Genomic DNA, 22,403 nt, shown 5'->3' on the forward strand with positions numbered 1-22,403 from the left:
TGAGACGCTCGACATAAGACACAAGAAAGCTGGCAAATCGGAAAGTTAGTCTTGATACTTGATACTTACCTGCCTACCGCAGGCAGGCGTCTTGATACTATCTACTAATAGATAAATACTAATAAAAAAATGCAAAACACCAACAAAACCATAGCTGACAAGGACATACAACAAATCATAGGCAATATACTGCGCTACGGCATCTGGTTGGCATTGGGCGTAGCCGCCATTGGTGGTATCATCTATATTTATAGGCATGCGCAGGAAACGGTAGACTATAGTCACTTCGTAGAGCACGACGAAAACCTATTTCACTTGGTTTACCTCGCTGCAACGGGCATGTTTCAATTGAAAGGAAGAGCCATTATCTTGGTAGGTGTACTATTGCTCTTTCTGACACCTGTACTACGGCTTATCTTTTCGCTCGTGGCCTTTCTGTTCGAAAAAGACTACCTATACGTCGTGATTACGGCACTGGTCATCGTTATTATCTGTGTCAGCATCTTCTTTGGTTTTTCGCATTAGTAGCTTTCAGCTGTCAGAAATTAACTATCAGCCGCAAGACCCAGAGCGCTTCTTTACCGAGATAAGCTCTATATCCGAAACGGATATCAAGCCGGTCAACTTTTGGCAAAGCCAAATCCGCCAAACTTTAATTTCGTTATATTGTTAAATTATCAAAAATATCACATGCCAACAGACAAATCCTTAGCTAATGAAAGTATTTATTGATAGAAAAATCCCTGAAGTAGGATTGGAAAAACTAAAAGCCGCGCATATTGAGATTGAAGAGTGGACTGAGAACAGAGAACTAAGCAAAGATGAATTGATAAACTATTGTCAGCAAAGCGATGCTTTTCTAAGTGCCGGATCTAACAGCCTGGATGCAGATTTTTTGGACCAATGCAGCCACCTGAAAGTTATTGCCTTGCACTCGGTGGGCTATGACAGAGTAGATATAGAAAAGGCAACAGAACTGGGCATTCCTATCGGCAACACGCCGGGCGTGCTAAGCAAGGCAACGGCAGACATTGCCTTTCTACTCATGCTTAGCGTATCCAGAAAAGCGATCTTCCTCCATCAACAAATAAAAAACGACCAATGGCATTTCACACAGCCTACAGACAATTTGGGAGTGGAGCTGGAAGGCAAAATCCTGGGTATCTTCGGCCTTGGCAGCATCGGCTTTGAATTGGCAAGAAAGGCAAAAGCTGCTTTTGACATGAAAATCATCTACCACAACCGCGGCCACAATGAACAAGCCGAAAAAGAGTTGGACGCAAAAAGGGTGAGCTTTGAGGACCTACTGTCGCAGAGCGACGTGCTTTCTGCCCATGCGGCGCTCACCACAGAAACCAAGGGCAAATTCGACATGGACACTTTCAAGAAAATGCGCAAGAATACCATATTTATCAATACTTCCAGAGGTGGCGTCCATCGGGAAGAAGATTTGATCGCCGCTCTTCAACAAGGCATTATCTGGGGCGCCGGCTTGGATGTCACCAACCCCGAACCGATGGCGGCAGACAATCCACTACTGGATATGCCCACAGTGGCAGTATTCCCCCATATAGGCTCTCAAACGGTAGAAACGAGGGACCAAATGGCCTTGATGGCCGCCGAAAATATCATTGCCGCGCTAGAAGGAAGAAAGATCCCCACATGTGTCAATAAGGAAATTTACAATTCATAGCGCAACAGACTCCCTCTTTTTAGGTATAAGACAGGAAAGATAGCCGTTTCGCAAATGACGGAAAGCAATTTTTTTCCTGTTTTTTACGTTTATCCTTATTAGAATAAGCAAAAACTTATTTCGGAAACCAATATATAAACGGAAAATTATGATAAGGAAAATATCTTGTAAGGTCTTTCTGCTCGTTGCCCTTGTTTCTCTTTTTTCATGTAAAAGGGATAATCATATCCCAGAAGGCACAGAACCTAGTCTCCTCTCATTCGAATTCAAAAAAGCATTGAACCCCTCCCTAGTCTATGATGTGCAAACGGAGATAATAGATGATACCATTTATGCCTATACCTTAGCGGGTACGGACATTGCAAATCTAATTCCTAATTTCGAACATGCTGGGGAGCAGGTAATCGTCAACGGCGAAATACAGGAGAGCGAAAATAGCCCTCAAGATTTCAGGCAATTGGTGAAGTATATAGTCAAGGCACAAAATGACGAAACGCATACATATGTCGTTAAGTTTGAAGATACCGGACTTCCTGCCATCTATGTAACAACTGCAGGTGCTCAGGAAATTGCTAATAGAGAAGATTACGTGGAGGGGAATATGAAGATCGTAAGGGGCTTTCAAAATGACATATTGTATGAAGGGCCTTTGGAAATAAGGGGACGCGGAAACTCCACTTGGGAAATGCCCAAAAAACCATTTAGGGTGAGGCTGAAAGAAAAAGCACCTTTGCTGGAAATGCCATCTAACAGACATTGGGCCTTAATGGCAAACTATGGCGATAAATCACTCATACGCAACGACATCGCTTTTGAACTAAGTCGCAGGTTAGAATTAGAGTATACCCCGAGGCAACAATATGCTGACATGTTCCTAAACGGCGAGTATATAGGCAATTACAACCTCACCGAACATATCCGAGAAGATAAGGATCGTGTAAACATTGAAGAAAGCAATGGTGGCTTTATACTAGAGGCAGATGGCTACGCCTATGCCGAACCTGTATATTTTATCACCCCTAAGGAAATGCCCATCACGGTCAAATTTCCGGACGAAGACGATATTACGCCCGAACAATTAGATTATATCACTACCTATTTTACTACATTTGAGAATAGCCTGTTTTCCGAGTCGTTCAGCGATCCAGAGATAGGATATCAACAATACTTTGATATGGAGACCTTTGTAAACTACTACCTGGTAAACGAGATATGTGGTAATCCAGATATGTTTTGGAGCACTCGGATGTATAAGAAAAGCACAGATGATCCCAAAATATACACGGGTCCGGTATGGGACTTCGACTTGGCATTCAACAACGACAGCCGCCTCAACGATGCCGTTAGAACCTTAATGCTAACCGATGCTCATGAACCGAAAACATGGATGCGAAGATTTGCACAAGATGCAAACTTCAAAAAAGCAGTACGCGATCGATGGAATGCCTCAAAAGCCAATGCCATAGACAACATCAATGAGTATATTGACCTACAAGCTAAGCGATTGCAACGAAGCCAAGCACTGAACTTCAAAAAATGGAATATCCTACAGAATCCCGATATTCATTTAAATTGGTATGTCGGCAGTACCTATCAAGATTATATCGAGTTCATCAAAACCTATTTTAACACAAGGATTGCATGGCTAGACGAAACCATCAACGGTGCCCAATTCGATTGAGAATCCCGTCCTCGTCAATCGCCTGTATTCCTAAACGCGGTTAAATATTGCAAACTAGCGAAGATGAAACAAATCATCCACACCTAACAATCGACGGCAAGTGAACCCTTCGGCATATTTGGCTCCGATGTACTTTCCGTATTCCATTGCCCTACCTTTTACATACTCGAAAAAGTCGGGATTGGAAATATAAGTTTGTGGCTCATCGGACGAATAGTCTTCGTGAAAGAACTGTGAACGATATGCCTTTATGGCCTCTAGCTTTCGCTCCCAGAAATCGGTGATATCAATGGCAATATCGGGCTTGATATAATAATCCTGTATGGATTGCAGCAAAAGTCGCGGTCTGTGTACCTCTTGCGCTTCACCATCTAGCGCAGTTTCTATTTTGCGCAGTCCCGACAGAAAACAGGCATCGTTTATCAAATCGCCCGAGCGCCCGTGGTCTGGATGGCGATCAAACAAAGCATTGCTGATGACAATCTCCGGCTTATATTTTCGTATTTCCCGCACTACTTGCAATTGATGCTGCTCATCGTTGCGAAAAAATCCATCGCACATTTTTAGGTTATCCCTTACGCTGAGTCCCATGATCCGAGAAGCCTCGCTGGCCTCAGCCATTCTCGACTCCACCGTCCCTCTCGTGCCTAACTCCCCTTGCGTAAGATCCACGACCCCCACTTTTTTTCCCATCGCTACATGCTTCATAATGGTTCCAGAACAGCCTAATTCGGCATCATCAGGATGCACTGTGAGCACCAGTATATCAAGTTTTATTGTTGGTATATCCATGTATATATTTAGCCTTACCCGTTAACAAACGGATGTTTAAAGTAGCTCCTCTATTTTTCTTTTCAACCTTTTCGATTCGGGATTGGTAAAGCTGTAGAAATAATCCACCACCTCACCATCTCGGTTTATCAAGTACTTGTGAAAGTTCCACCAAGGTTTACTGTTGACATGTCCATTCAGCGCCTTTTGCGAAAGAAACTTATAGACGGGATGTGTTTTCTCACCTCTAACGTGTACCCTATCAAATACTCTAAAATGAAGTTTTTGATCAACCCGACAGTAGTTTTGCAGTCGCTCCCCGGATAAACTTTCTTGTCCACCAAAATCGTTGCTTGGGAACGCGATGACCTCAAATCCCTTGTCCTTATAAGTTTGATACAGTGATTCCAACTGCTGATACTGTGGGGTAAAACCACATTCGCTTGCTGTATTGACCACCAACAAAACTTTTTTTTGAAAAATGCTAAAATCCACCACTGTACCATCTGGTCGGACGGCACAATAAGAATAAAACGTATCCATATCCTTTTTAGAAATAGTGGTACGTGCGGTCTACGTTGCGGAGTATATTTTCTATGTCCCTCTGTTCTTCGGGATCATAAGTAGCTTTTAGATTATGCCCAAATACACGGGCTACCGATTGATAGAAAAAAGCCGAAACCCCACCACGCAACTCACGCACCAGTTCATAACTAGAACTGCCTGTTTGCCTATCAATGAGCATAATAAGGATCTTCCCTTGATTGACGGACATCTTCTTTATCTCTCTATTGAACATACCTTTGATTTCAGCCTCACAGGCCTTCACCAATCGTTTCTGTTCCTTCCGATCACCTGTCATAGCCAAATCACGTTGCAACTTATCATAGCGTTGTTCTGCAAAACGCGCATAAGGCAACACCTTCATTACATTATACTTGAGTCTATTATATTTGGCCTTTTCCTCAGGTGTTTTAAACACCCTGACAGCATATACCTGTACTTCAGGCAAAGGAATCCAAGGCAAGCGCTCTCCATTAATGACCGTTACAGGCAGTTTGATTTGCCGTTTAGGCGCAGAGGCAGTATCAACAATGGCCATATCTTGAGCCATTGTCTTCCCGGAGAAAAACAGAAATACAGGCACTACAAATAGCAGTCTATTTTTCATATTGTTTAACCTCTAACAAACTTACGCATAAATAACAAAACCTCAAAAGCACACCCCAACCCCCCTTAAACTACAAGGAAAAATTTTGAATGTGTATCCTGCAAAAAAACAGTATTTTTTATGTAAATTGCCAATAAATCGTACTTTGCGTACGTCTTTGATTAGCAATATCAAAGTTACGAATTTAATATTCAGATTCGCAATAGTTTACAACAAGAAGATGAAGGAAGTCACGATAGATCTAGAAGCGGAAAAAAAAGAAATACTGAAGCGGTACAGGGCTTTGCTGCGTGCTTGCAAGCCTACTTTGCAAAAAGGGGATAAGCAAATGATTAGGCGTGCGTTCGATCTGGCGCTTGAAAGCCACAAGAATATGCGCCGTAAGTCTGGCGAACCCTACATTTACCATCCCATCGCCGTGGCACAGATCGCCGCGGAGGAGATCGGCTTGGGAACAACTTCCATAGTCTGCGCCCTGCTGCACGACGTGGTGGAAGACACAGACGTCACGCTGGAACAAATTGAAAACCAATTCGGCAAAAAAGTGGCCAAGATTATAGATGGCCTTACCAAAATATCGGGCATATTCGACCCCAATAGTTCCATTCAGGCCGAGAACTTCCGCAAGATGCTACTCACATTGGCCGACGATGTGCGGGTAATACTCATCAAGCTGGCAGACCGCCTGCACAACATGCGTACCATGGAGTTCATGGCTAGGGACAAACAATTGAAAATAGCCTCCGAAACCAGTTACCTTTACGCTCCCCTCGCCCATCGCTTAGGACTATACGCCATCAAATCCGAGCTAGAGGACCTCAGCATGAAGTATACCGATCCAGATACTTATAAGTTCATCGCGAGGAAACTGAACGAAAAGAAAGCCGAGAGAGAAAAATATATCCATCAGTTTGTAGCGCCTATCCAAGAGATCATCGCCGAGCAGGGAATCAAGGCCAGGGTCTTCGGACGCCCAAAATCTATCTTCTCCATATGGAACAAGATGCGCAAAAAGTCCATTCCTTTTGAGGAAGTCTATGACCTATTCGCCATCCGCATCATCATAGACACCACGCCCGAAATGGAAAAAGCCGAGTGCTGGAAAGCCTATTCCATCGTTACGGATCTCTATCGCCCTAATCCCGATCGCCTGCGCGATTGGATTTCCTCGCCAAAAATCAATGGCTATGAATCGTTGCATACAACCGTAATGGGTGCCAAAGGACAATGGGTGGAAATCCAGATCCGTACCGAGCGCATGAACGAAATAGCGGAAAAGGGCTTTGCCGCGCACTGGAAATATAAGGAATCCAACTCCGATAGTGGACTGGATCAATGGATTCAGAAAATCCGAGACATACTAAGCAATCCCGAACAAAATGCGCTCGACTTCGTCGACGATTTCAAGATGAACCTCTTCTCCGATGAGATTTTTATCTTTACACCAAAGGGAGCGCTTATTCAGCTACCTGCCGGTGCTACGGCGCTTGATTTTGCTTTTGAAATACATTCCGACCTAGGAGCTAGCTGTATAGGCGCCAAGGTGAACCACAAGCTGGTGCCACTTTCATACAAATTGGCCAATGGCGACCAAGTAGAAATCATCACTTCAAATAAACAGACTCCTAAAGAAGACTGGCTCAATTTTGTGGTGACAGCCAAAGCTAAGTCCAAAATAAAATCGGCACTCAAGGAAGAGAAAAGAAGGATTGCCGAAGACGGCAAAGAGATACTGGAAAGGAAGCTCAAATCACTAAAGATCACCTATAATACGGACAATTTAAATAAACTCGCTGCCTTCCTTAAACTCCCTTCCACGCAAGATCTCTTCTACAATGTGGCAAAAGGATTGACAGACCTAAAACAACTGAAAGACTTTGCCGCATCTGAAAGAAGCATCGACACCTCGCCTGGCCCCAGCACACGTATCGAACAACATATAGACGGGCTGTCCAAAAAGGTAGATAAAAAAGCCGATGACACGCTACTAATAGGTGACGATATGCAAGCAATAGACTATACACTGGCCAATTGCTGCAACCCCATACCTGGTGATGATGTATTTGGCTTTGTCACCGTCAATGACGGCATCAAGATTCACCGCACGAACTGTCCCAATGCATCCAAGCTGATGGCAAATTATGGCTACCGCATTGTGAAAGCCCAATGGGCATCACGCAACGAAAGTGCCTTTTTGACGGGATTACATATCGTGGGAATAGACGATGTAGGCCTCATAAATAAGATCACAGCTGTCATATCGCAAGATTTCAAAGTCAACATCAGATCATTAAGTATAGGCAGCAATCAAGGTATATTTGAGGGCAACATCATGGTTTATGTAAACAGTACAGAACACCTAGAGAACCTCATCAATAACCTCAAACATATTAAGGGCGTAACAGGTATCACAAGATATGATTCCGAAAATTGAAAAAGCATTTACAGCGCTTTTTCAATCACTTTTTAATGCCATTTTTTTTAAATAGCTTTGTAACTTAATAAGGAGTACCATCACAATGTCGACAGCAGAAAACAAAAATACGGTAAAAAAGATTTTCGAGGCCTACCTCGAGAACAAAAGTCTGCGCAAAACTCCAGAGCGCTTTGCCATCTTGGAAGAAATCTATTCCCGAAATGACCATTTTGATGTGGAGTCCCTGTACATCCACATGAAGAATAAAAGGTACCGTGTCAGTAGGGCTACGGTATACAATACACTGGAGCTATTAGTCTCTTGCGATTTGGTTACCAAGCACCAGTTTGGCAAGAACATGGCGCAATTTGAAAAATCATACGGATTTAAGCAACACGATCATATCATCTGCATAGAATGTGGAAAAGTAGTGGAATTCTGCGATCCCCGCATCCATCAAATACAAAGCATGATGGGCGAGCTGCTACACTTTGATATCAAGCACCATTCGCTCAATCTATATGGCGTATGCAGTGACTGCAAGGCAAAGAAAGCACATGAAGCCAAAATGCAGAATAAAGATTTGGCGACTGCTTAATTGACATGGAAAATATATTCTTAATATAGGCTGCCTGATTATCTTTCGTTCCATACATTTGTTGCGAAAAATAGTCAGGCAGCTTTTGTTTTTAAAATTATTCATAAACGCTAACAACAGATTAATAAAACAACATAGAAATGATGAAAGTCGATGTGCTTTTGGGACTGCAATGGGGTGACGAAGGCAAAGGTAAAATCGTGGATGTATTGACTCCCGACTACGACCTCATAGCTCGTTTCCAAGGCGGACCAAATGCAGGCCATACATTGGAATTTGATGGGCAAAAGTATGTGCTAAATACGATTCCTTCGGGAATATTCAATCCAAAAACCTTGAATTTGATAGGAAATGGCGTCGTCATAGACCCTATCATTCTAAAACGTGAACTGGACAACCTGAAGAAAAATGGTTTCGATCCAGTAAAAGAAGGCAAGTTAGTATTGGCTCGCAGAGCACATCTTATATTGCCCACCCATCAGCTATTAGATGCTGCGTCCGAAAGCAACATGGGGACAAAGAAAATCGGGTCTACGCTAAAAGGTATCGGCCCGACTTATATGGATAAGACTGGCAGGAACGGTATCCGTGTAGGAGACACCACTTTGCCCGATTTTAAGGAAAGATATCAAAAATTGGTGGACAAGCACAAGTCTATCCTATCCCATTATGGAGAAATACCCGACTTCAGCGAGAAAGAAGCTGCTTTCTTCGAGGCCATTGCATTCATCAAGACGATCCCTCACGTAGATAGCGAACAACTAGTAAACAATTACCTCAAAGAGGGTAAGAAAGTATTGGCGGAAGGCGCACAAGGCACCTTGCTCGACATCGATTTCGGATCGTATCCATTTGTCACCTCATCCAATACCACTACGGCTGGCGCCTGTACCGGACTGGGCGTAGCACCCAAAAACATCGGTGACGTGATAGGTATCTTCAAGGCTTATTGTACCAGGGTAGGTGGCGGCCCTTTTCCCACCGAGCTGCATGACGAGACTGGCGAAACCCTAAGGCAGGTAGGACATGAATTTGGAGCCACAACTGGTAGAGCCCGCCGTACCGGTTGGATAGATCTTCCAGCACTTAAATACGCTATCATGCTCAATGGCGTGACAGAACTGGTAATGACCAAGGCAGATGTATTGAACGATTTTGCCGAAATCAAGGTCTGTACACATTACATTCAAAATGGGGAAAAAGTAGATTTAATGCCTTACGACATTATCACTCATGAAGCAAAACCGGTATACGAAACCGTAAAAGGCTGGCAAGAAGACATCTGCCACATCAAAGCTGAAAGCGAAATCCCACAAGCGTTGAAAGATTATATAGCCTATTTGGAAAAACACCTAGAAGTGCCCATCAAGTACCTCTCCGTAGGCCCAGACAGGTTGCAGACGCTTGTATTGAACTAAAAAGGCATATCCATGTATGAGGTAGTTTTTGACCATAAAGATGCCTTGGAACTGTATACAAAGAAAGCCCTTCAATGGGCTTCTTTGTTTGATCAATTTTGCTATCTCAATGGCAACCAGTTAGATGATCGATATGGCAAATACCATGCTATACTTGCTGTGGGTGCTAAATCTCAATTTGTATGGGGAAAGCAGGGAAATAGCGACACCTTTTCTCAGCTCCAAGCCTTTCTAGACACCAAGAAAGGCGATTGGAAGTTTGGTTTCCTGACATACGATCTTAAGAACAAAATAGAGAAACTCCACAGCCCGAAGACACCTTCCATCGTTTTCCCGCTCTCCTATTTTTTCGTTCCCCAACACTTGCTGCTAATAGACAAGGACGACCTACGGGTAGAGATCCAATCGGATGAACCCAATGACATACTCCATCAAATCCGTGAGCAGGAAATCCAGCATGCGGCATTCGTGTTCAAAGGTGAAATACACCCCAAAACTAGCAGGGAGAAATATGTCGAAATCTTTGAAAACCTGAAACGGCACATCTTAAGAGGAGACATCTACGAGGTCAATCTCTGCCAAGAATTTGTGGGCGAACAGACGTCGATAGATCCACTCCAAGCCTATTGGACACTAAACAGTATATCCCCCGCCCCCTTCTCATCCATGTTCAAGCACAACCAAAAATATGTGTTATGCACATCGCCAGAGCGCTTTTTGGCAAGAAGAGGGAAACAACTCATCAGCCAACCCATCAAAGGCACGGCAAAAAGGGGCAATGATGAGCAAGAAGACGATCATATCAAAAACACATTGTTGCACGACCCGAAGGAAAGAAGCGAGAATATCATGATCGTAGACTTGGTGCGCCATGATCTCACAAAAAGTGCCGAAGCAGGAACGGTGCGGGTGCTCGAACTTGCCGGTCTGCACAGTTTCAAAACAGTACATCAGCTCATTTCTACCGTAGCTTGTGAAGTGAGGAATAACATAAATGAAACAAACATCATTGCCAATACCTTTCCCCCAGGTTCCATGACCGGTGCTCCAAAGATAAGCGCCATGCAGCTGATAGATCGATACGAGGAAAGCGCACGCGGCATCTATTCGGGCTCCATCGGATACTTCTCCCCCGATGGGGATTTCGACTTCAACGTGGTAATAAGAAGTTTGATATATGATGCCAACCAAGGGCTCATCTCCTTTCACGTAGGTGGGGCCATCACCGCACTGGCCGATGCCGAAAAAGAATATGAAGAATGTTTAACGAAGGCAGCTGGGATTTTGCAATTATTGGAATTGCATTAACTGCACTATTTCGGAAAGGGCGACCCTTGAAATACATCTCCATTTCTCGAGTCTCCTCGCTCATTCCTTGGCCTTCACCTCATCTGCCCGCACGATAGTCCTCACTAGCCAGTCGTGGTCATCGCTCTTACACCTTTCCAAGAAAACGGTATAAGCGTGTGCCTTACCATCTTCTCCAAGCAATTCAAATTCGAACTTCACTTCTCCTAAGTCATTCTCCTTGCTGAAGTCTACTTCATCCAAGTGGCTATAGACATATTCCTTTATTTCGTCGTCGCTATGCATGTTTTTCAAGATTTGAATTATCAACTAAACAACTGTGGCAGCTATTTTGTTGTTCGAATAGCGATAAACAAAAATGATGAAAAACAAACCCCCAATTAAAGTGGGCCTAGTACAATAAACAATTCAAGAAAAAAAATCTATCATGGAAAACAGAGAAAAGATCAACAAAAAAATTGAGAAGGATTACAATGCTCATCAAGAAAATCCCGGACCATCGGAAGAATCCATCAAAGAAAAAGACGACAAGCCCGTAGCCAATACCATAAAATGGGTCATCGCCATTGCCGTTATAATTATGGCAATTATTTATTTCTTTTTCTTATAATTTAAACGGACAATACCAAGCATAGTCAAATATGCCTATTTTTGCGTTTCAAATACATAAAGTCATCTTTCATCATTTGATACTTTTTTAATTTTACTCCATTTTGAAGAATTTCGGCAGAATCGCATTTAAAGTAGTACTATGGCTCATCGGGTCCATTATCGGCTTAGTCCTATTGATATTCATTCTCATCAGGATTCCTGCAGTACAGAATTTCATCGTACAAAAGGCGGTTACCTTCTTAGAAAACAAAATTAAAACTCCCGTAAGAATAGCCCGTGTATCGCTGGACTTACCCAAACTGATTGTGCTAGAAGGTGTCTATTTTGAAGATCAGAAGCAAGATACGCTTTTAGCTGGCGATAAATTGATGGTCGACATCAGTCTGCTGAAACTTCTGAAAAACAAAGTGGAGATCAATGAGATAGACCTAGAGGGGATAACTGCCAAGATAGATAGAACGCTTCCCGACAGCGCTTTCAACTTCGATTATATCATTAGGGCATTTGTCAGTGAGGATCAGGAAGAACCCAAACCTGAAGACACCACCTCTACCATGGAGTTTTCCATCGACAAAATAAAACTCGATAGGATCCGACTGGTATATCACGATGAGATAATAGGTACAGACGTCGATTTCAATCTCGTTCATTTCGATACGCGCATTAAGGTATTCGATCTCAATAACATGAATTTTGAGATCCCCAACATCAACATAAAAGGCATCAACACCAACCTGAAACAATGGCAAGTAGCGCAGGCAGAGGATATTCCTTCTCCTGACGACCTCGGCGTAGAGCAAGCTACCGGCGATACGGCAGCCATGCCAGGCCTCAAGCTAGGTAGAATCAATCTGGAGGACATACGCCTAGCCTACAATGACGAAAGCTCGGCAATGGATGCCAAGGTTGCTTTCAAGAAACTGTTGGTGAATATCAATTCCCTTGACCTGAACAAGGAACTCGTTGACATTAAAGACCTGCTGTTGCAGGAGTCCAAATCGAGCATCGTTTTTGGGAAGACCAATCCCAAAACTACTGCCACTGCCAGCACCGCGGATACGTCCTCCATCAACTGGCAGGTAAAAGTGGGCGATATTAACCTCGCCAACAATGAACTTTCGTTCTACGATGCCAATCAGCCAAAGATCAAACAAGGGATGGATTATTCCAATATCGACATCAAGCAATTTGACCTAAAGCTGGAAAACCTGTTCTTCTCTATGGACTCCATTAGCGGAAACTTGAACCAATTGAATTTCAAGGATAGAAGCGGATTGGAGCTGAAACGTGCGGAGACGGACTTTGCTTACAACGATCACGGAGCAACACTGTCCAACCTCCTTATCGAGACACCAAATACGCTGATCAGAGATAGGGCAGTGGTACAATATGCTTCTTTGGAAAGGTTAAGCGACGAAATTGGCAATATGTCGCTGGACGTCAACGTAAATCGCAGCCATGTAGGCATGAAGGACATCCTGCTGTTGATGCCCGATATAGCCACCATGCCGGAAGTACAGCCCCTGAGAAACCAAACTTTCAAAATCCACGGGAAAATAAATGGTAAAGTCAACGACTTACGCATCCCTAATCTGGAATTCAGCACCCTCAACCAGACCAAGATACATGCCAGTGCCCATATCAAGGGATTGCCCGACACCGATAAGCTATATGCCGATCTGGTGATTAAAGATTTCAGAACCAGCAAAGGAGACCTGGATAGAATGTTGGCAAAAGGCATACTGCCCGATAGCATCAACATTCCGCAAAACATGCAGTTGCAGGGCTCTTTCAAGGGCGGCATGAGTAACTTCATCACGTCCATGCATCTGAAAACAAGCAATGGCAACGCCGATGTAGATGCCAAATATAATGTGAATGGTCAACGGGACACCAGCTATAATGCCAATCTTAACATTGCCGACCTGGATGTAGGCCATATCATGATGGATACCACTTTGGGTAAAGTTTCCTTTGAGGCGGAGCTGCAAGGCACTGGCCTAGATCCTTCAAAAATGGTGGCCGAAGCCAAGGCTACCCTGATCAGTGCGGAAGCAATGGGATATACTTATAAAGATATCCAGCTAGAGGCACAGGCCAATGCAGGAGACATGACGGCAAAGATGAATAGCGATGATCCCAATATCCAGTTCAATATGGATGCCTCTGCCAATATGCAAGGTCAATATCCGCGTGTATCGGCACGATTGATGATTGACAGCGTCAACGCGCAGAACTTGAACCTTACGACCGATGAAATTCGCTTTCATGGCCAGATAGATGCCGATTTTGAAACGGCAGATCCCGATTTCCTGAATGGAAGGATTGACTTGGCCAAAGCTATCTTGGTCTACAACAACGAACGCTTCGTTTTTGACACCATCAGTGTGGTTGCTTCGGCTACAGAGCAACAAAACAGGATTCAACTGGTATCCGATTTCCTGAATGCGCATGTAACCGGAAAATACAAGCTGACAGAAATAGCTAATGCTCTCCAAGATGTCATTGCGGTATACTACCATCCCGAGGAAACGGAAGAGGCGGTCTTGGCAAGTCAACAGAACAATAAAAGCACTGCCGATACAACGGGCTACAGCCCTGCCGAATTTGAGTTTGGCGCCACCTTCACCAGATCGGCACTTATCCAAAAGGTGGTACCTGACTTGACGGAGATGCAACCAATCAATATAGATGGGTATTTCAATAGCGATATGCAATTGGTCATGATGAAAGCCGTGGCTCCACGTACGGAATATGCAGGCACACAACTCAGGAACATCGTAGTAGACGTCAACACGGCCGACAGCACTTTGTACTATTCGGTATTGGTAGGCGAAGTGGCATTGGCCGAATTTCAACTGATCAACACGATTCTAAGCGGCTCCGTAAAGGACAACAACGTAGATGTAGGACTTTGGATAAAAGATAAAAAGGGGAAAGAACAATACCATATAGGAGCCAATGTGCTGGCACAAGCCAAGGATTTTGTCTTCAGCCTGAAAGAGGATGGTCTTATGCTCAACTATGACAGCTGGCAAGTAAACCCAGACAATGCCGTCATATTTGGAGGGAACGGCTTCTTGGCCCATCAATTCGATTTAAGCCTGAATGGACAGTCGCTTCACGTTGTATCGCAAGACAGCAGTTACAATGCTCCGCTAAGGCTGGATTTTGAAAACTTTAAAATAGAAACATTTACCAATATCATAGAAAGTAATACCCTTGTGTTTGGAGGTAGCATCAATGGCAATGCAACGATAGATCGCTTGGAAAGTTCCCCAGTATTCACTTCAGATATATCGATCAACCAATTCACCTTTGGCAATGATCCGGTGGGCGACATCAATATTCAGGTGAACAATCTCAAAGAAAATACCTTTACCGCCAAAATATCCATTACCGGCAACGACAACGACGTGGTGCTCTCCGGAGACTATGTCAGTCCTCCAAATGGAACAGCAAATATGGATTTCACATTGGATGTAAACAGGTTGAACATGAGCACCATTCAGGCCTTCAGTTTGGGCAATTTGCGCCGCACTACCGGTGCCATACATGGCAGCTTGGATATCACCGGCACTACGGTAGCTCCCCGCATCAATGGCGATCTGATCTTCGATAAGGCGAGTCTGAACGTATCTATGCTCAACGCGACCTTCAACATGGACCAGCAACGCATCAATTTCAACGATCGAGGCATCCGTTTCAATCGTTTCACCCTAGCGGATAGCGTGGGCAACAAGGCCATCGTAAATGGCAGCATCAACACCACAAACTATACAGACTATGCGCTCAATCTCGATCTCACGGCCGATGATTTTCAGGTACTGAACAGTACCATTGAAGATAACGACCTGTTCTATGGCCTGCTCTTTCTCGATACGGACATGCATATCAGGGGACCTATGACTGCTCCATCCGTCAATGGCTCATTGAAAATCAATGGCAACACCGATATGACTTATATTATGCCGCTCACCGATCCGGGCATGGTGGACAGGGAAGGTATCGTAGAATTTGTGAGCCTAGCTCCGCAGACACAAGATAGTATATCCATACTCAACGTGCGGGATAGTACGGAAACGAGCGATGGCAGTAATGCCATCACGGGAATGAATATTTCTCTTAACCTGGAAATAGAGAAGAATGCAGCATTCCACGTGGTAGTAGATCCCGGAACGGGCGATCAGCTTAATATCAAAGGACAAGCCTTGCTCTCCCTTGGCATCGAACCAGGTGGAGAAATGACCTTGGCAGGAACCTATGAAGTGGAAGAAGGAGACTACTCGCTATCGTTTTCGATGATAAACCGCAAATTCCTCTTCAAAAAGGGTAGTACCATCACATGGGGAGGAGACGTAATGGATGCGGACCTCAACATGACGGCTATCTACAATGTACAGGCGCAACCTATCGACTTGGTACAAAATCAAATGAGCGGTCAAAATTCCGCCTACTTCTTGCAACGCATTCCCTTTAACGTCAATCTCATCATTGGTGGCAAAATGATGAAACCTATTATTTCCTTTGATATCGATCTGGGCACAGGCGGCAACCTCAATACCTTGCCGCAGGATGCTACCCAACTGATCGAGACGCGATTGGCAGAGTTGAAGGAAAACGAATCGGAAATGAATAAGCAGACCTTTGCCTTGTTGGTATTGGGTAGGTTTATCGCCGATAATCCGTTCTCCTCGGCGGGTGGGTCGAGCACCGAGACCATGGTACGTTCCAGCGTGAGCAGCCTGCTGTCCAATCAGCTAAACAAATTGGCTGGTGACCTGGTGGGTGGTGTCGAGTTAAATTTTGATCTGCAATCCACCGCCGATGATTATAGTACGGGAAGCCAGCAAACTCGAACCGACCTCAACGTCGGGGTGTCAAAAAGGTTGTTGGACGACCGCTTGAAAGTGACCGTAGGATCGAGCTTTGAACTTGAGGGCAGCCAACAGCCAGGCCAAAAGGCCAACAATATTGCTGGCGATATTAACATTGAATACCAACTGTCCAGGGATGGCCGATATGTGGCCCGGGTCTACCGCGTGAACCAATATCAAGTTACCCTACAAGGCCAATTCATAGAGACGGGCCTTGGATTTATCGTTAACATGAGCTATGACGAGTTCAGGGAAATATTTATGCGTGCGAAAAACCTAGAAAAATTAAATCAGCAGCGGGCTGATTCCGTTAGCACACAGATGAGAGAATATATGGACAGGAGAAGGACAGACTCGCTGGAAAGACGCCGACGCATCCCTCCGGCCGAGCGCAAAAGAAGAGCGATAGAGGAAAGTGGTGGCTCTGGCGACGAATCATCATCTAACGAAAACAATGACCATAATCACAATAGTGCTGCTAGCAGAAATGAAAATGAAAGCTATATCCATGAAGAGACAGGAGGGCAAGATGCTAAATAAACTAATACGTCATTTGGCAATGTGCTTTGTTCTCCTCCTGACCCTATCGGCATGTAGCAACATCAAATACCTCAAGGAAGGAGAAAATCTATATGTGAGCGGAGAAGTAGAGTTAGACGATAGCGACAGTATTCCTGCCCGCTTTAGGGGACCGCTAGAAAGTGACCTGGAAGAACTGTTAAGACCCAAACCTACTTCCAGTATCTTTGGCCTTCGCCCACGCTTGTATATATACAATATGATGGGCGAACCCAAAAAGAAAACAGGCGTGCGCGCATGGATTAAGAACAAGGTAGGCAAGGCACCCGTGCTACTGAGCGATGTCAACGTAGAGTACAACCAAAATCTCTTGCGCAATAGACTAGAAAGCAGGGGATTTTTCAATGCCAGCATATCTGCCGACAGCACCATCAGCAACAGGAAGGCAAGCCTCCTGTATACGGCACATACCGAAAGGATATTCCGAACCAGAAACGTTACCTGGCCAAAAGACACTTCGCTCATATCCCGCGAAATAGCAGCCACAAAAGAGCAAAGTCTATTGCAACCAAGACGTCCCTACAACTTGGACAATATCATCACGGAAAGAGAACGCATAGACAATGTACTGAAAGACAAGGGCTATTTCTTTTTCAGTCCAGATCATATCCTGGTACAGGTAGACAGTGCCTTAGGCAACAACCAGGTAGACATGAACGTCAAGATCAAAAAAGAAACGCCCGAAAATGCTAAACATCCCTATAAGATCAATAATGTATTCATCTATCCTGAATATTCCCTGCAGCAAGGCAACTACGTCATAGCCAGTTCCGAAAAAGCCGAAAACTACAAGGGCTATTATTTCGTAGATCCCAATAGAACCTTTCGCAAATTTGCACTGGCTAGGACGATATTTCTAAATAAAGGTGACACCTATAACAGAGACTTGCAGAATCAAACAATCAGTCAACTGGTGGGAATGGGAACCTTTCGTTTTGTGAAAACGAATTATATCGTTGCAGATAGTGCAAACCATTTATTAGATGTACACTACTATTTGACACCCCAGCAGAAAAAGACCATCCGGACAGAGCTGTTGGGCAAAACTGCCGCCGTTTACAACGGAGCTGAACTCAACGTAAGTTGGCGCCACAGGAATGCCTTTAAAGCGGCGGAACTCTTGCGCTTTTCGGTATACGGTGGTTACGAAGTGCAATCTGGCGGCGGTGTAAATATCAATTCAAACTTTTACCGTTATGGAGCCGAAGCGGCCTTGACTTGGCCTCGTATCATTGCGCCATTCAATTGGTCTCCTACACGCCGCTTCGTACCACATACCACCACCTTGGTAGCATACGAATTCCTCAACCGTAGACAGGCATACCGTTTGAACTCCATGCGCTTTGCATGGGGCTATCAATGGCAGGAGTCCATCAAAAAGGACCATAACCTCAATGTGCTGGATGTAGGCTATGTACAACCCAGAAACGTGACCGATTTTTACCTCGACTTGATAGAACAGTACCCCAATTTGCAACGCGCTATAGACAGACAGTTCACCTTCGGCCCTACGTATAAGTTTACCTATACCAACACGATGGAAAACACCAGGCGAAATACGATGTATTTTCTGGGCGGGCTAGACCTATCTGGTAATATCACCGGCCTGCTGATGAATGCCGATGCCAATACGAATCCGAAAAACATATTTGGCGCACAATTCTCACAATACATCAAGACCGAACTAGAGTACCGAAACTATTTTAAACTGACCTCCAAGAGTACCATTGCTGCACGTGCCATGGTGGGCTATGGCTATTCTTATGGAAATTCTCGACAATTGCCTTACGTGAAGCAATTCTTTGCTGGCGGGCCAAACAGCTTGAGAGCCTTCAGGGCCCGCGCCATTGGCCCCGGGTCTTATGATCCAGACCGCATAGGCAACAACAACTTCGTGCCCGATATGACGGGCGACATCAAGATGGAACTCAATGCCGAGTACCGCGGAAAGATAGTCAGTTTTCTGGATTGGGCGGCTTTTGTAGACGCAGGCAACATATGGTTGCAAAATGCCGATTCCTTAAGAGGGGGTGGTCAATTTACAAAAGACTTTGCCAAGGAATTTGCCGTGGGTGGCGGCCTAGGCCTACGGTTTGATTTCTCTGTACTGGTACTCCGTACCGATTTTGCCATTCCTTTCCGTCTTCCTTACTTGCCGGAAAACGAAAGATGGGTATTCAATAAAATCAATTTCAGGGATCCCGAATGGCGTAGCAACAATATTGTCTTCAACCTCGCTATTGGTTATCCATTCTAACTTATTTATTGGACGACGGAAAAGATACTACATGATCAAGATACCACTTGAAGTACTGCAACTGGAGGATGGGGTTCACCTCTTGGTGGAACTGTTTGCCTTCGGCAAATCCTTCAAAGCCGTTTTGGACACGGGTGCTTCCAAAACGGTATTCGACAAGACCACCATAGAAAACTATCTCGATGGTAGTAGCCTCATTACTACCGACCGCGTATCCACGGGATTGGGTACCACCAATATGGAAAGCTTCCTGTGGAACGTGAGCCATTTAAAAATAGGAGATCTAGAATTAAGCGATATTGAAGTTGCTATCCTAGATTTATCAACGATCAATTATGCTTATGCCAATATGAACCTCGAACCGGTCATAGGCGTAATAGGTGGAGATCTCCTATCGCAATACAAAGCGGTAATAGATTACGGCAAGGGTACCTTATCGCTCAAGAAACCGAGGTATAAGAGAACTTAGTTGCACAAATCGATTATCGATGTTCGGTATAGTGAATGGCCCTTATCTGTGAGGAAAGGGCATATACTTCCTCATTGCTTAAACTGACTTTATTTTCCCATGCCTTCAATGCCTCATCCAGCTGCTCTTCTGTGCGAATGCCCGTAACGGCACTGGCCACCACAGGATGATGCCATAGGTAAGACAAAGCTATAGTAATAGCGTCACAGTTTCTTTGCTCGGCCAAAGCTTCCACGGCTCTCGCTTCCTTGGCTACTTCGCTGGCAGTATATTGAAGGTAGTCCTTCGGTTCCTTGCCCAACAACAAACCTTGCGCCACTCCCCCTCTAGCGATAACGCTGATGCCCTGCTCTTGCAATAGCTGCAATACCTCTTCTTCGGGTCGCCTGTCCAGCAAACTATATTGCATCATCACAGATTGGATATTCGAACGCTTCACGTATTCCCGAATGACATTGGGTCTAATAGAGGAAATACCGTACCAACGAATCTTACCCTGCTTCTTGAGCAGTTCAAAAGCTTCTATCGTTTCGTCTATCGGGTCGTCTATGGTTCCCCCATGCAGTTGGTACAAGTCGATATAATCCGTCTGAAGGCGTTTCAGGCTTTGGTCTACCGCTTTGAGAATATAATCTTTGGTAGGATTCCAGTCCCATCCGCTCCCGTCAGGGCGCAATTGGTTGCCCACTTTTGTAGTAAGGATGACCTTCTTTCGAATATCTTTCAGGGCAGTACCAACATGTAGTTCGTTTAGCCCCTTGTTATATAGATCCGCTGTATCAAAGAAATTGATTCCCTTGTCAAATGCCTTGTTCAATAAGTGGCTAACGTGCTTTTGGTTGTCGCCCAAAGACATGCAGCCAAAAGCCAATTCACTAACTTGTAGATCTGATTTCCCTAATTGTACCATTTAAAAAAAATTACCCCATTCACCCATTCAGTAGGGACGTAATATATTACGCCTCTCTAACCTTCTTCGCTCCTACTGTCGATATTATTGTCCATTGATCTTGAACAGCTCGACATCAAAAATCAGTGCACTATAAGGTGGAATATCATTGCCCGCGCCGCGCTCGCCATATGCCAGATCATAAGGGATAAAGAAACGGTAGTGACTGCCCACGGGCATCAGTTGCACTCCTTCGGTCCATCCTTTAATGACCCTGTTTAGCTGAAACGAGATAGTTTCATTTCGATCATACGAACTATCGAAAACTTTGCCGCCTATCAAAGTGCCTTTGTAATGTACAGTCACCTCGTCCGATTCACTACTTGGCTTGGGACCAGTTCCCTGTCGAACAACCTCATATTGTAATCCACTGGCCGTGGTGTGCACTCCTTCTCGTTTGGCATTTTCCTCCAAAAACTGTACGCCGGCTGCCATTTGCTTCTTCTTGAGCTCATCTGCCGCCTCGGTAAGTACGGTACGAATTGATTCCATCATTTCACTTTCCTGCATTAGCAACGTGCTGTCGTTGAAAACATCCTCGATTGCCTTGGCTACAGCCTGAGCGTTCAACTTTTTGAGTCCACGTCCTTTCAAGTCCTTCGCCAGACTAAGTCCAAAAGCATAGGATGCCGAATCAATTTTGTTTTCCACCAATGGCTTCTTTTCTATCTCCATTACTTCTGTTTTTTTCTTTTTCTGGGCCATTAAATCTGCGCCAAAAGGACACAATATGGCCATTAATAAAACTATTGTTTTCATCGCGTCGCAAAAATACAAAAAATAGTTGTTCGTTACCCGTTAACAGCTATGCGACACACTTTATGGTTTTCATTTTGTTTATCATTGCGAATTTATGAAACCATAAGCTATGACGGGTACCTGAGGGAGCAAACTTATAAATAATCGGCAGACTTCACACTGCCGTCGGCATTAAACTCATATACCCTGGGTACGCCGGTAGGAATATTAATTTCGGTAATCTTCTCGGGTGACAGGCCTTCCAACACCATGAGCAACGCCCTTAGACTATTGCCATGAGCTACTACCAACACATGTTCACCTTTATCTACATAGGGTTTTATTTGATGCTCGTAATAGGGGATCACTCGGGCCGCAGTATCCTTGAGGCTTTCGCCCCCTGGCGGCCGCACATCATAGCTTCTCCGCCAAATATGTACCTGATCCTCTCCAAAGCGCTTGGCTGTTTCGGTTTTATTCAACCCCTGGAGATCTCCATAATTTCTTTCATTGAGTGCCCTGTCGCACGCAATAGGCAAGCTCTTTGGTGCACCTATTTCTTCCAAGACAATCTGCAAGGTATGTTTTGCTCTCTTTAATTCAGAACAAAACGCTCTATCAAAAGTATAGCCTTTCAATTTTGCACCCGCCTCTTTCGCCTCTTCGATACCGTGCTTTGTCAAATCTATATCTACCTCTCCAGTAAACTTATTTTCCAAATTCCACTGCGACTCACCATGTCTTATCAATACCAGCATAAATCATTAAATAAAATTTACTTGATGACGCTCCTCACTACAGCATAAGAAGTCATATTCACCAATCCTTAAACAACTCAAATTCATTAAAGTGTTTATTGGAATTAA

Annotated in this window: 18 protein-coding genes; 11 read left to right on the forward strand and 7 right to left on the reverse strand. The window is 44.4% G+C overall.

The window, feature by feature from the left end:
- Positions 1-129 precede the first annotated feature (129 nt).
- The 3 genes from A37S_RS0101380 to A37S_RS0101390 all read left to right on the forward strand — a co-directional run bounded on the left by A37S_RS0101380 (position 130) and on the right by A37S_RS0101390 (position 3,374).
- Positions 130-525, forward strand: a complete 396-nt coding sequence (locus A37S_RS0101380) for a DUF1634 domain-containing protein (protein ID WP_028295446.1) — start codon at positions 130-132, stop codon at positions 523-525.
- 190 nt (positions 526-715) lie between these two features.
- A complete protein-coding gene (locus A37S_RS0101385) occupies positions 716-1,693 on the forward strand; it encodes a 2-hydroxyacid dehydrogenase (RefSeq protein WP_028295447.1) in 978 nt (325 codons plus the stop codon).
- Between the two features lie 148 nt (positions 1,694-1,841).
- Positions 1,842-3,374 carry a CotH kinase family protein gene (locus tag A37S_RS0101390; RefSeq protein ID WP_028295448.1) on the forward strand — a complete coding sequence of 511 codons (1,533 nt, stop codon included), beginning with the start codon at positions 1,842-1,844 and terminating at the stop codon, positions 3,372-3,374.
- 54 nt (positions 3,375-3,428) lie between these two features.
- Here A37S_RS0101390 and bshB1 read toward each other — a convergent pair whose 3' ends face one another.
- From bshB1 to A37S_RS0101405, 3 genes are read right to left on the reverse strand one after another with little or no spacing between them, the layout of a single operon-like run.
- A complete protein-coding gene (gene bshB1 / locus A37S_RS0101395) occupies positions 3,429-4,151 on the reverse strand; it encodes a bacillithiol biosynthesis deacetylase BshB1 (RefSeq protein WP_028295449.1) in 723 nt (240 codons plus the stop codon).
- A 51-nt stretch (positions 4,152-4,202) separates the two neighbouring features.
- On the reverse strand, positions 4,203-4,688 hold the full coding sequence (locus A37S_RS0101400; protein WP_028295450.1) for a glutathione peroxidase: 486 nt from the start codon (positions 4,686-4,688) through the stop codon (positions 4,203-4,205).
- Between the two features lie 7 nt (positions 4,689-4,695).
- Entirely contained in the window at positions 4,696-5,316 is a 621-nt protein-coding gene (locus tag A37S_RS0101405) for a DUF4294 domain-containing protein (RefSeq protein WP_028295451.1), read from the reverse strand.
- A 220-nt stretch (positions 5,317-5,536) separates the two neighbouring features.
- On the opposite strand from A37S_RS0101405, the gene A37S_RS0101410 reads away from it, so the two are divergent.
- From A37S_RS0101410 to A37S_RS0101425, 4 genes are all read left to right on the forward strand, one after another.
- Entirely contained in the window at positions 5,537-7,750 is a 2,214-nt protein-coding gene (locus tag A37S_RS0101410) for a RelA/SpoT family protein (RefSeq protein ID WP_028295452.1), read from the forward strand.
- 85 nt (positions 7,751-7,835) lie between these two features.
- Complete coding sequence (locus A37S_RS0101415; RefSeq protein WP_028295453.1) at positions 7,836-8,330, forward strand: Fur family transcriptional regulator; 495 nt, start codon at positions 7,836-7,838, stop codon at positions 8,328-8,330.
- A 143-nt stretch (positions 8,331-8,473) separates the two neighbouring features.
- On the forward strand, positions 8,474-9,748 hold the full coding sequence (locus A37S_RS0101420; RefSeq protein WP_028295454.1) for an adenylosuccinate synthase: 1,275 nt from the start codon (positions 8,474-8,476) through the stop codon (positions 9,746-9,748).
- Between the two features lie 12 nt (positions 9,749-9,760).
- A complete protein-coding gene (locus tag A37S_RS0101425) occupies positions 9,761-11,056 on the forward strand; it encodes an anthranilate synthase component I family protein (protein WP_028295455.1) in 1,296 nt (431 codons plus the stop codon).
- 60 nt (positions 11,057-11,116) lie between these two features.
- On the opposite strand, the gene A37S_RS0101430 is transcribed toward A37S_RS0101425, so the two are convergent.
- On the reverse strand, positions 11,117-11,341 hold the full coding sequence (locus tag A37S_RS0101430; RefSeq protein ID WP_028295456.1) for a hypothetical protein: 225 nt from the start codon (positions 11,339-11,341) through the stop codon (positions 11,117-11,119).
- A 142-nt stretch (positions 11,342-11,483) separates the two neighbouring features.
- Between A37S_RS0101430 and A37S_RS0101435 the strand changes: the two genes are divergently transcribed.
- The 4 genes from A37S_RS0101435 (at position 11,484) to A37S_RS0101450 (ending at position 19,850) form a co-directional block, all read left to right on the forward strand.
- Positions 11,484-11,666, forward strand: coding sequence for a hypothetical protein (locus A37S_RS0101435; RefSeq protein ID WP_028295457.1), 183 nt, complete (start codon positions 11,484-11,486; stop codon positions 11,664-11,666).
- Positions 11,667-11,769: 103 nt separating this feature from the next.
- Entirely contained in the window at positions 11,770-17,085 is a 5,316-nt protein-coding gene (locus A37S_RS23175; RefSeq protein ID WP_051292632.1) for a translocation/assembly module TamB domain-containing protein, read from the forward strand.
- Positions 17,000-19,381 (forward strand): translocation and assembly module lipoprotein TamL, encoded by a 2,382-nt coding sequence (gene tamL, locus A37S_RS0101445; protein ID WP_245586281.1) that lies wholly within the window; start codon positions 17,000-17,002, stop codon positions 19,379-19,381. The genes A37S_RS23175 and tamL overlap by 86 nt, the downstream gene beginning before the upstream one ends.
- 31 nt (positions 19,382-19,412) lie before the next feature.
- The gene (locus tag A37S_RS0101450; RefSeq protein WP_028295459.1) at positions 19,413-19,850 is read left to right on the forward strand and encodes an aspartyl protease family protein; all 438 of its coding nucleotides are present in this window, start codon (positions 19,413-19,415) and stop codon (positions 19,848-19,850) included.
- Positions 19,851-19,863: 13 nt separating this feature from the next.
- Here the strand turns inward: A37S_RS0101450 and A37S_RS0101455 are convergent, their stop codons facing one another.
- The 3 genes from A37S_RS0101455 to A37S_RS0101465 all read right to left on the reverse strand — a co-directional run bounded on the left by A37S_RS0101455 (position 19,864) and on the right by A37S_RS0101465 (position 22,295).
- Positions 19,864-20,760 carry an aldo/keto reductase gene (locus A37S_RS0101455; protein ID WP_028295460.1) on the reverse strand — a complete coding sequence of 299 codons (897 nt, stop codon included), beginning with the start codon at positions 20,758-20,760 and terminating at the stop codon, positions 19,864-19,866.
- Positions 20,761-20,844: 84 nt separating this feature from the next.
- Positions 20,845-21,558, reverse strand: a complete 714-nt coding sequence (gene bamJ / locus A37S_RS0101460; protein ID WP_211229701.1) for a BamJ family beta-barrel-assembly machinery protein — start codon at positions 21,556-21,558, stop codon at positions 20,845-20,847.
- Positions 21,559-21,692: 134 nt separating this feature from the next.
- Positions 21,693-22,295, reverse strand: coding sequence for a 2,3-bisphosphoglycerate-dependent phosphoglycerate mutase (locus tag A37S_RS0101465; protein WP_028295462.1), 603 nt, complete (start codon positions 22,293-22,295; stop codon positions 21,693-21,695).
- Positions 22,296-22,403: the final 108 nt, after the last annotated feature.

Origin of the sequence: Olivibacter sitiensis DSM 17696 (assembly GCF_000427965.1) — a bacterium.
GTDB classification, from domain to species: Bacteria; Bacteroidota; Bacteroidia; order Sphingobacteriales; family Sphingobacteriaceae; genus Olivibacter; species Olivibacter sitiensis.

Coding starts and splice junctions, on each gene's coding strand:
- A37S_RS0101420 (WP_028295454.1), top strand. CDS start 8,474: ATGAAAGTCGATGTGCTTTTGGGACTGCAATGGGGTGACGAAGGCAAA.
- A37S_RS0101430 (WP_028295456.1), bottom strand. CDS start 11,341: ATGCATAGCGACGACGAAATAAAGGAATATGTCTATAGCCACTTGGAT.
- A37S_RS0101415 (WP_028295453.1), top strand. CDS start 7,836: ATGTCGACAGCAGAAAACAAAAATACGGTAAAAAAGATTTTCGAGGCC.
- A37S_RS0101465 (WP_028295462.1), bottom strand. CDS start 22,295: ATGCTGGTATTGATAAGACATGGTGAGTCGCAGTGGAATTTGGAAAAT.
- A37S_RS0101380 (WP_028295446.1), top strand. CDS start 130: ATGCAAAACACCAACAAAACCATAGCTGACAAGGACATACAACAAATC.
- A37S_RS0101385 (WP_028295447.1), top strand. CDS start 716: ATGAAAGTATTTATTGATAGAAAAATCCCTGAAGTAGGATTGGAAAAA.
- A37S_RS0101390 (WP_028295448.1), top strand. CDS start 1,842: ATGATAAGGAAAATATCTTGTAAGGTCTTTCTGCTCGTTGCCCTTGTT.
- A37S_RS0101400 (WP_028295450.1), bottom strand. CDS start 4,688: ATGGATACGTTTTATTCTTATTGTGCCGTCCGACCAGATGGTACAGTG.
- bamJ (WP_211229701.1), bottom strand. CDS start 21,558: ATGAAAACAATAGTTTTATTAATGGCCATATTGTGTCCTTTTGGCGCA.
- A37S_RS0101435 (WP_028295457.1), top strand. CDS start 11,484: ATGGAAAACAGAGAAAAGATCAACAAAAAAATTGAGAAGGATTACAAT.
- A37S_RS0101450 (WP_028295459.1), top strand. CDS start 19,413: ATGATCAAGATACCACTTGAAGTACTGCAACTGGAGGATGGGGTTCAC.
- A37S_RS0101405 (WP_028295451.1), bottom strand. CDS start 5,316: ATGAAAAATAGACTGCTATTTGTAGTGCCTGTATTTCTGTTTTTCTCC.
- A37S_RS0101455 (WP_028295460.1), bottom strand. CDS start 20,760: ATGGTACAATTAGGGAAATCAGATCTACAAGTTAGTGAATTGGCTTTT.
- A37S_RS0101425 (WP_028295455.1), top strand. CDS start 9,761: ATGTATGAGGTAGTTTTTGACCATAAAGATGCCTTGGAACTGTATACA.
- tamL (WP_245586281.1), top strand. CDS start 17,000: ATGACCATAATCACAATAGTGCTGCTAGCAGAAATGAAAATGAAAGCT.
- A37S_RS0101410 (WP_028295452.1), top strand. CDS start 5,537: ATGAAGGAAGTCACGATAGATCTAGAAGCGGAAAAAAAAGAAATACTG.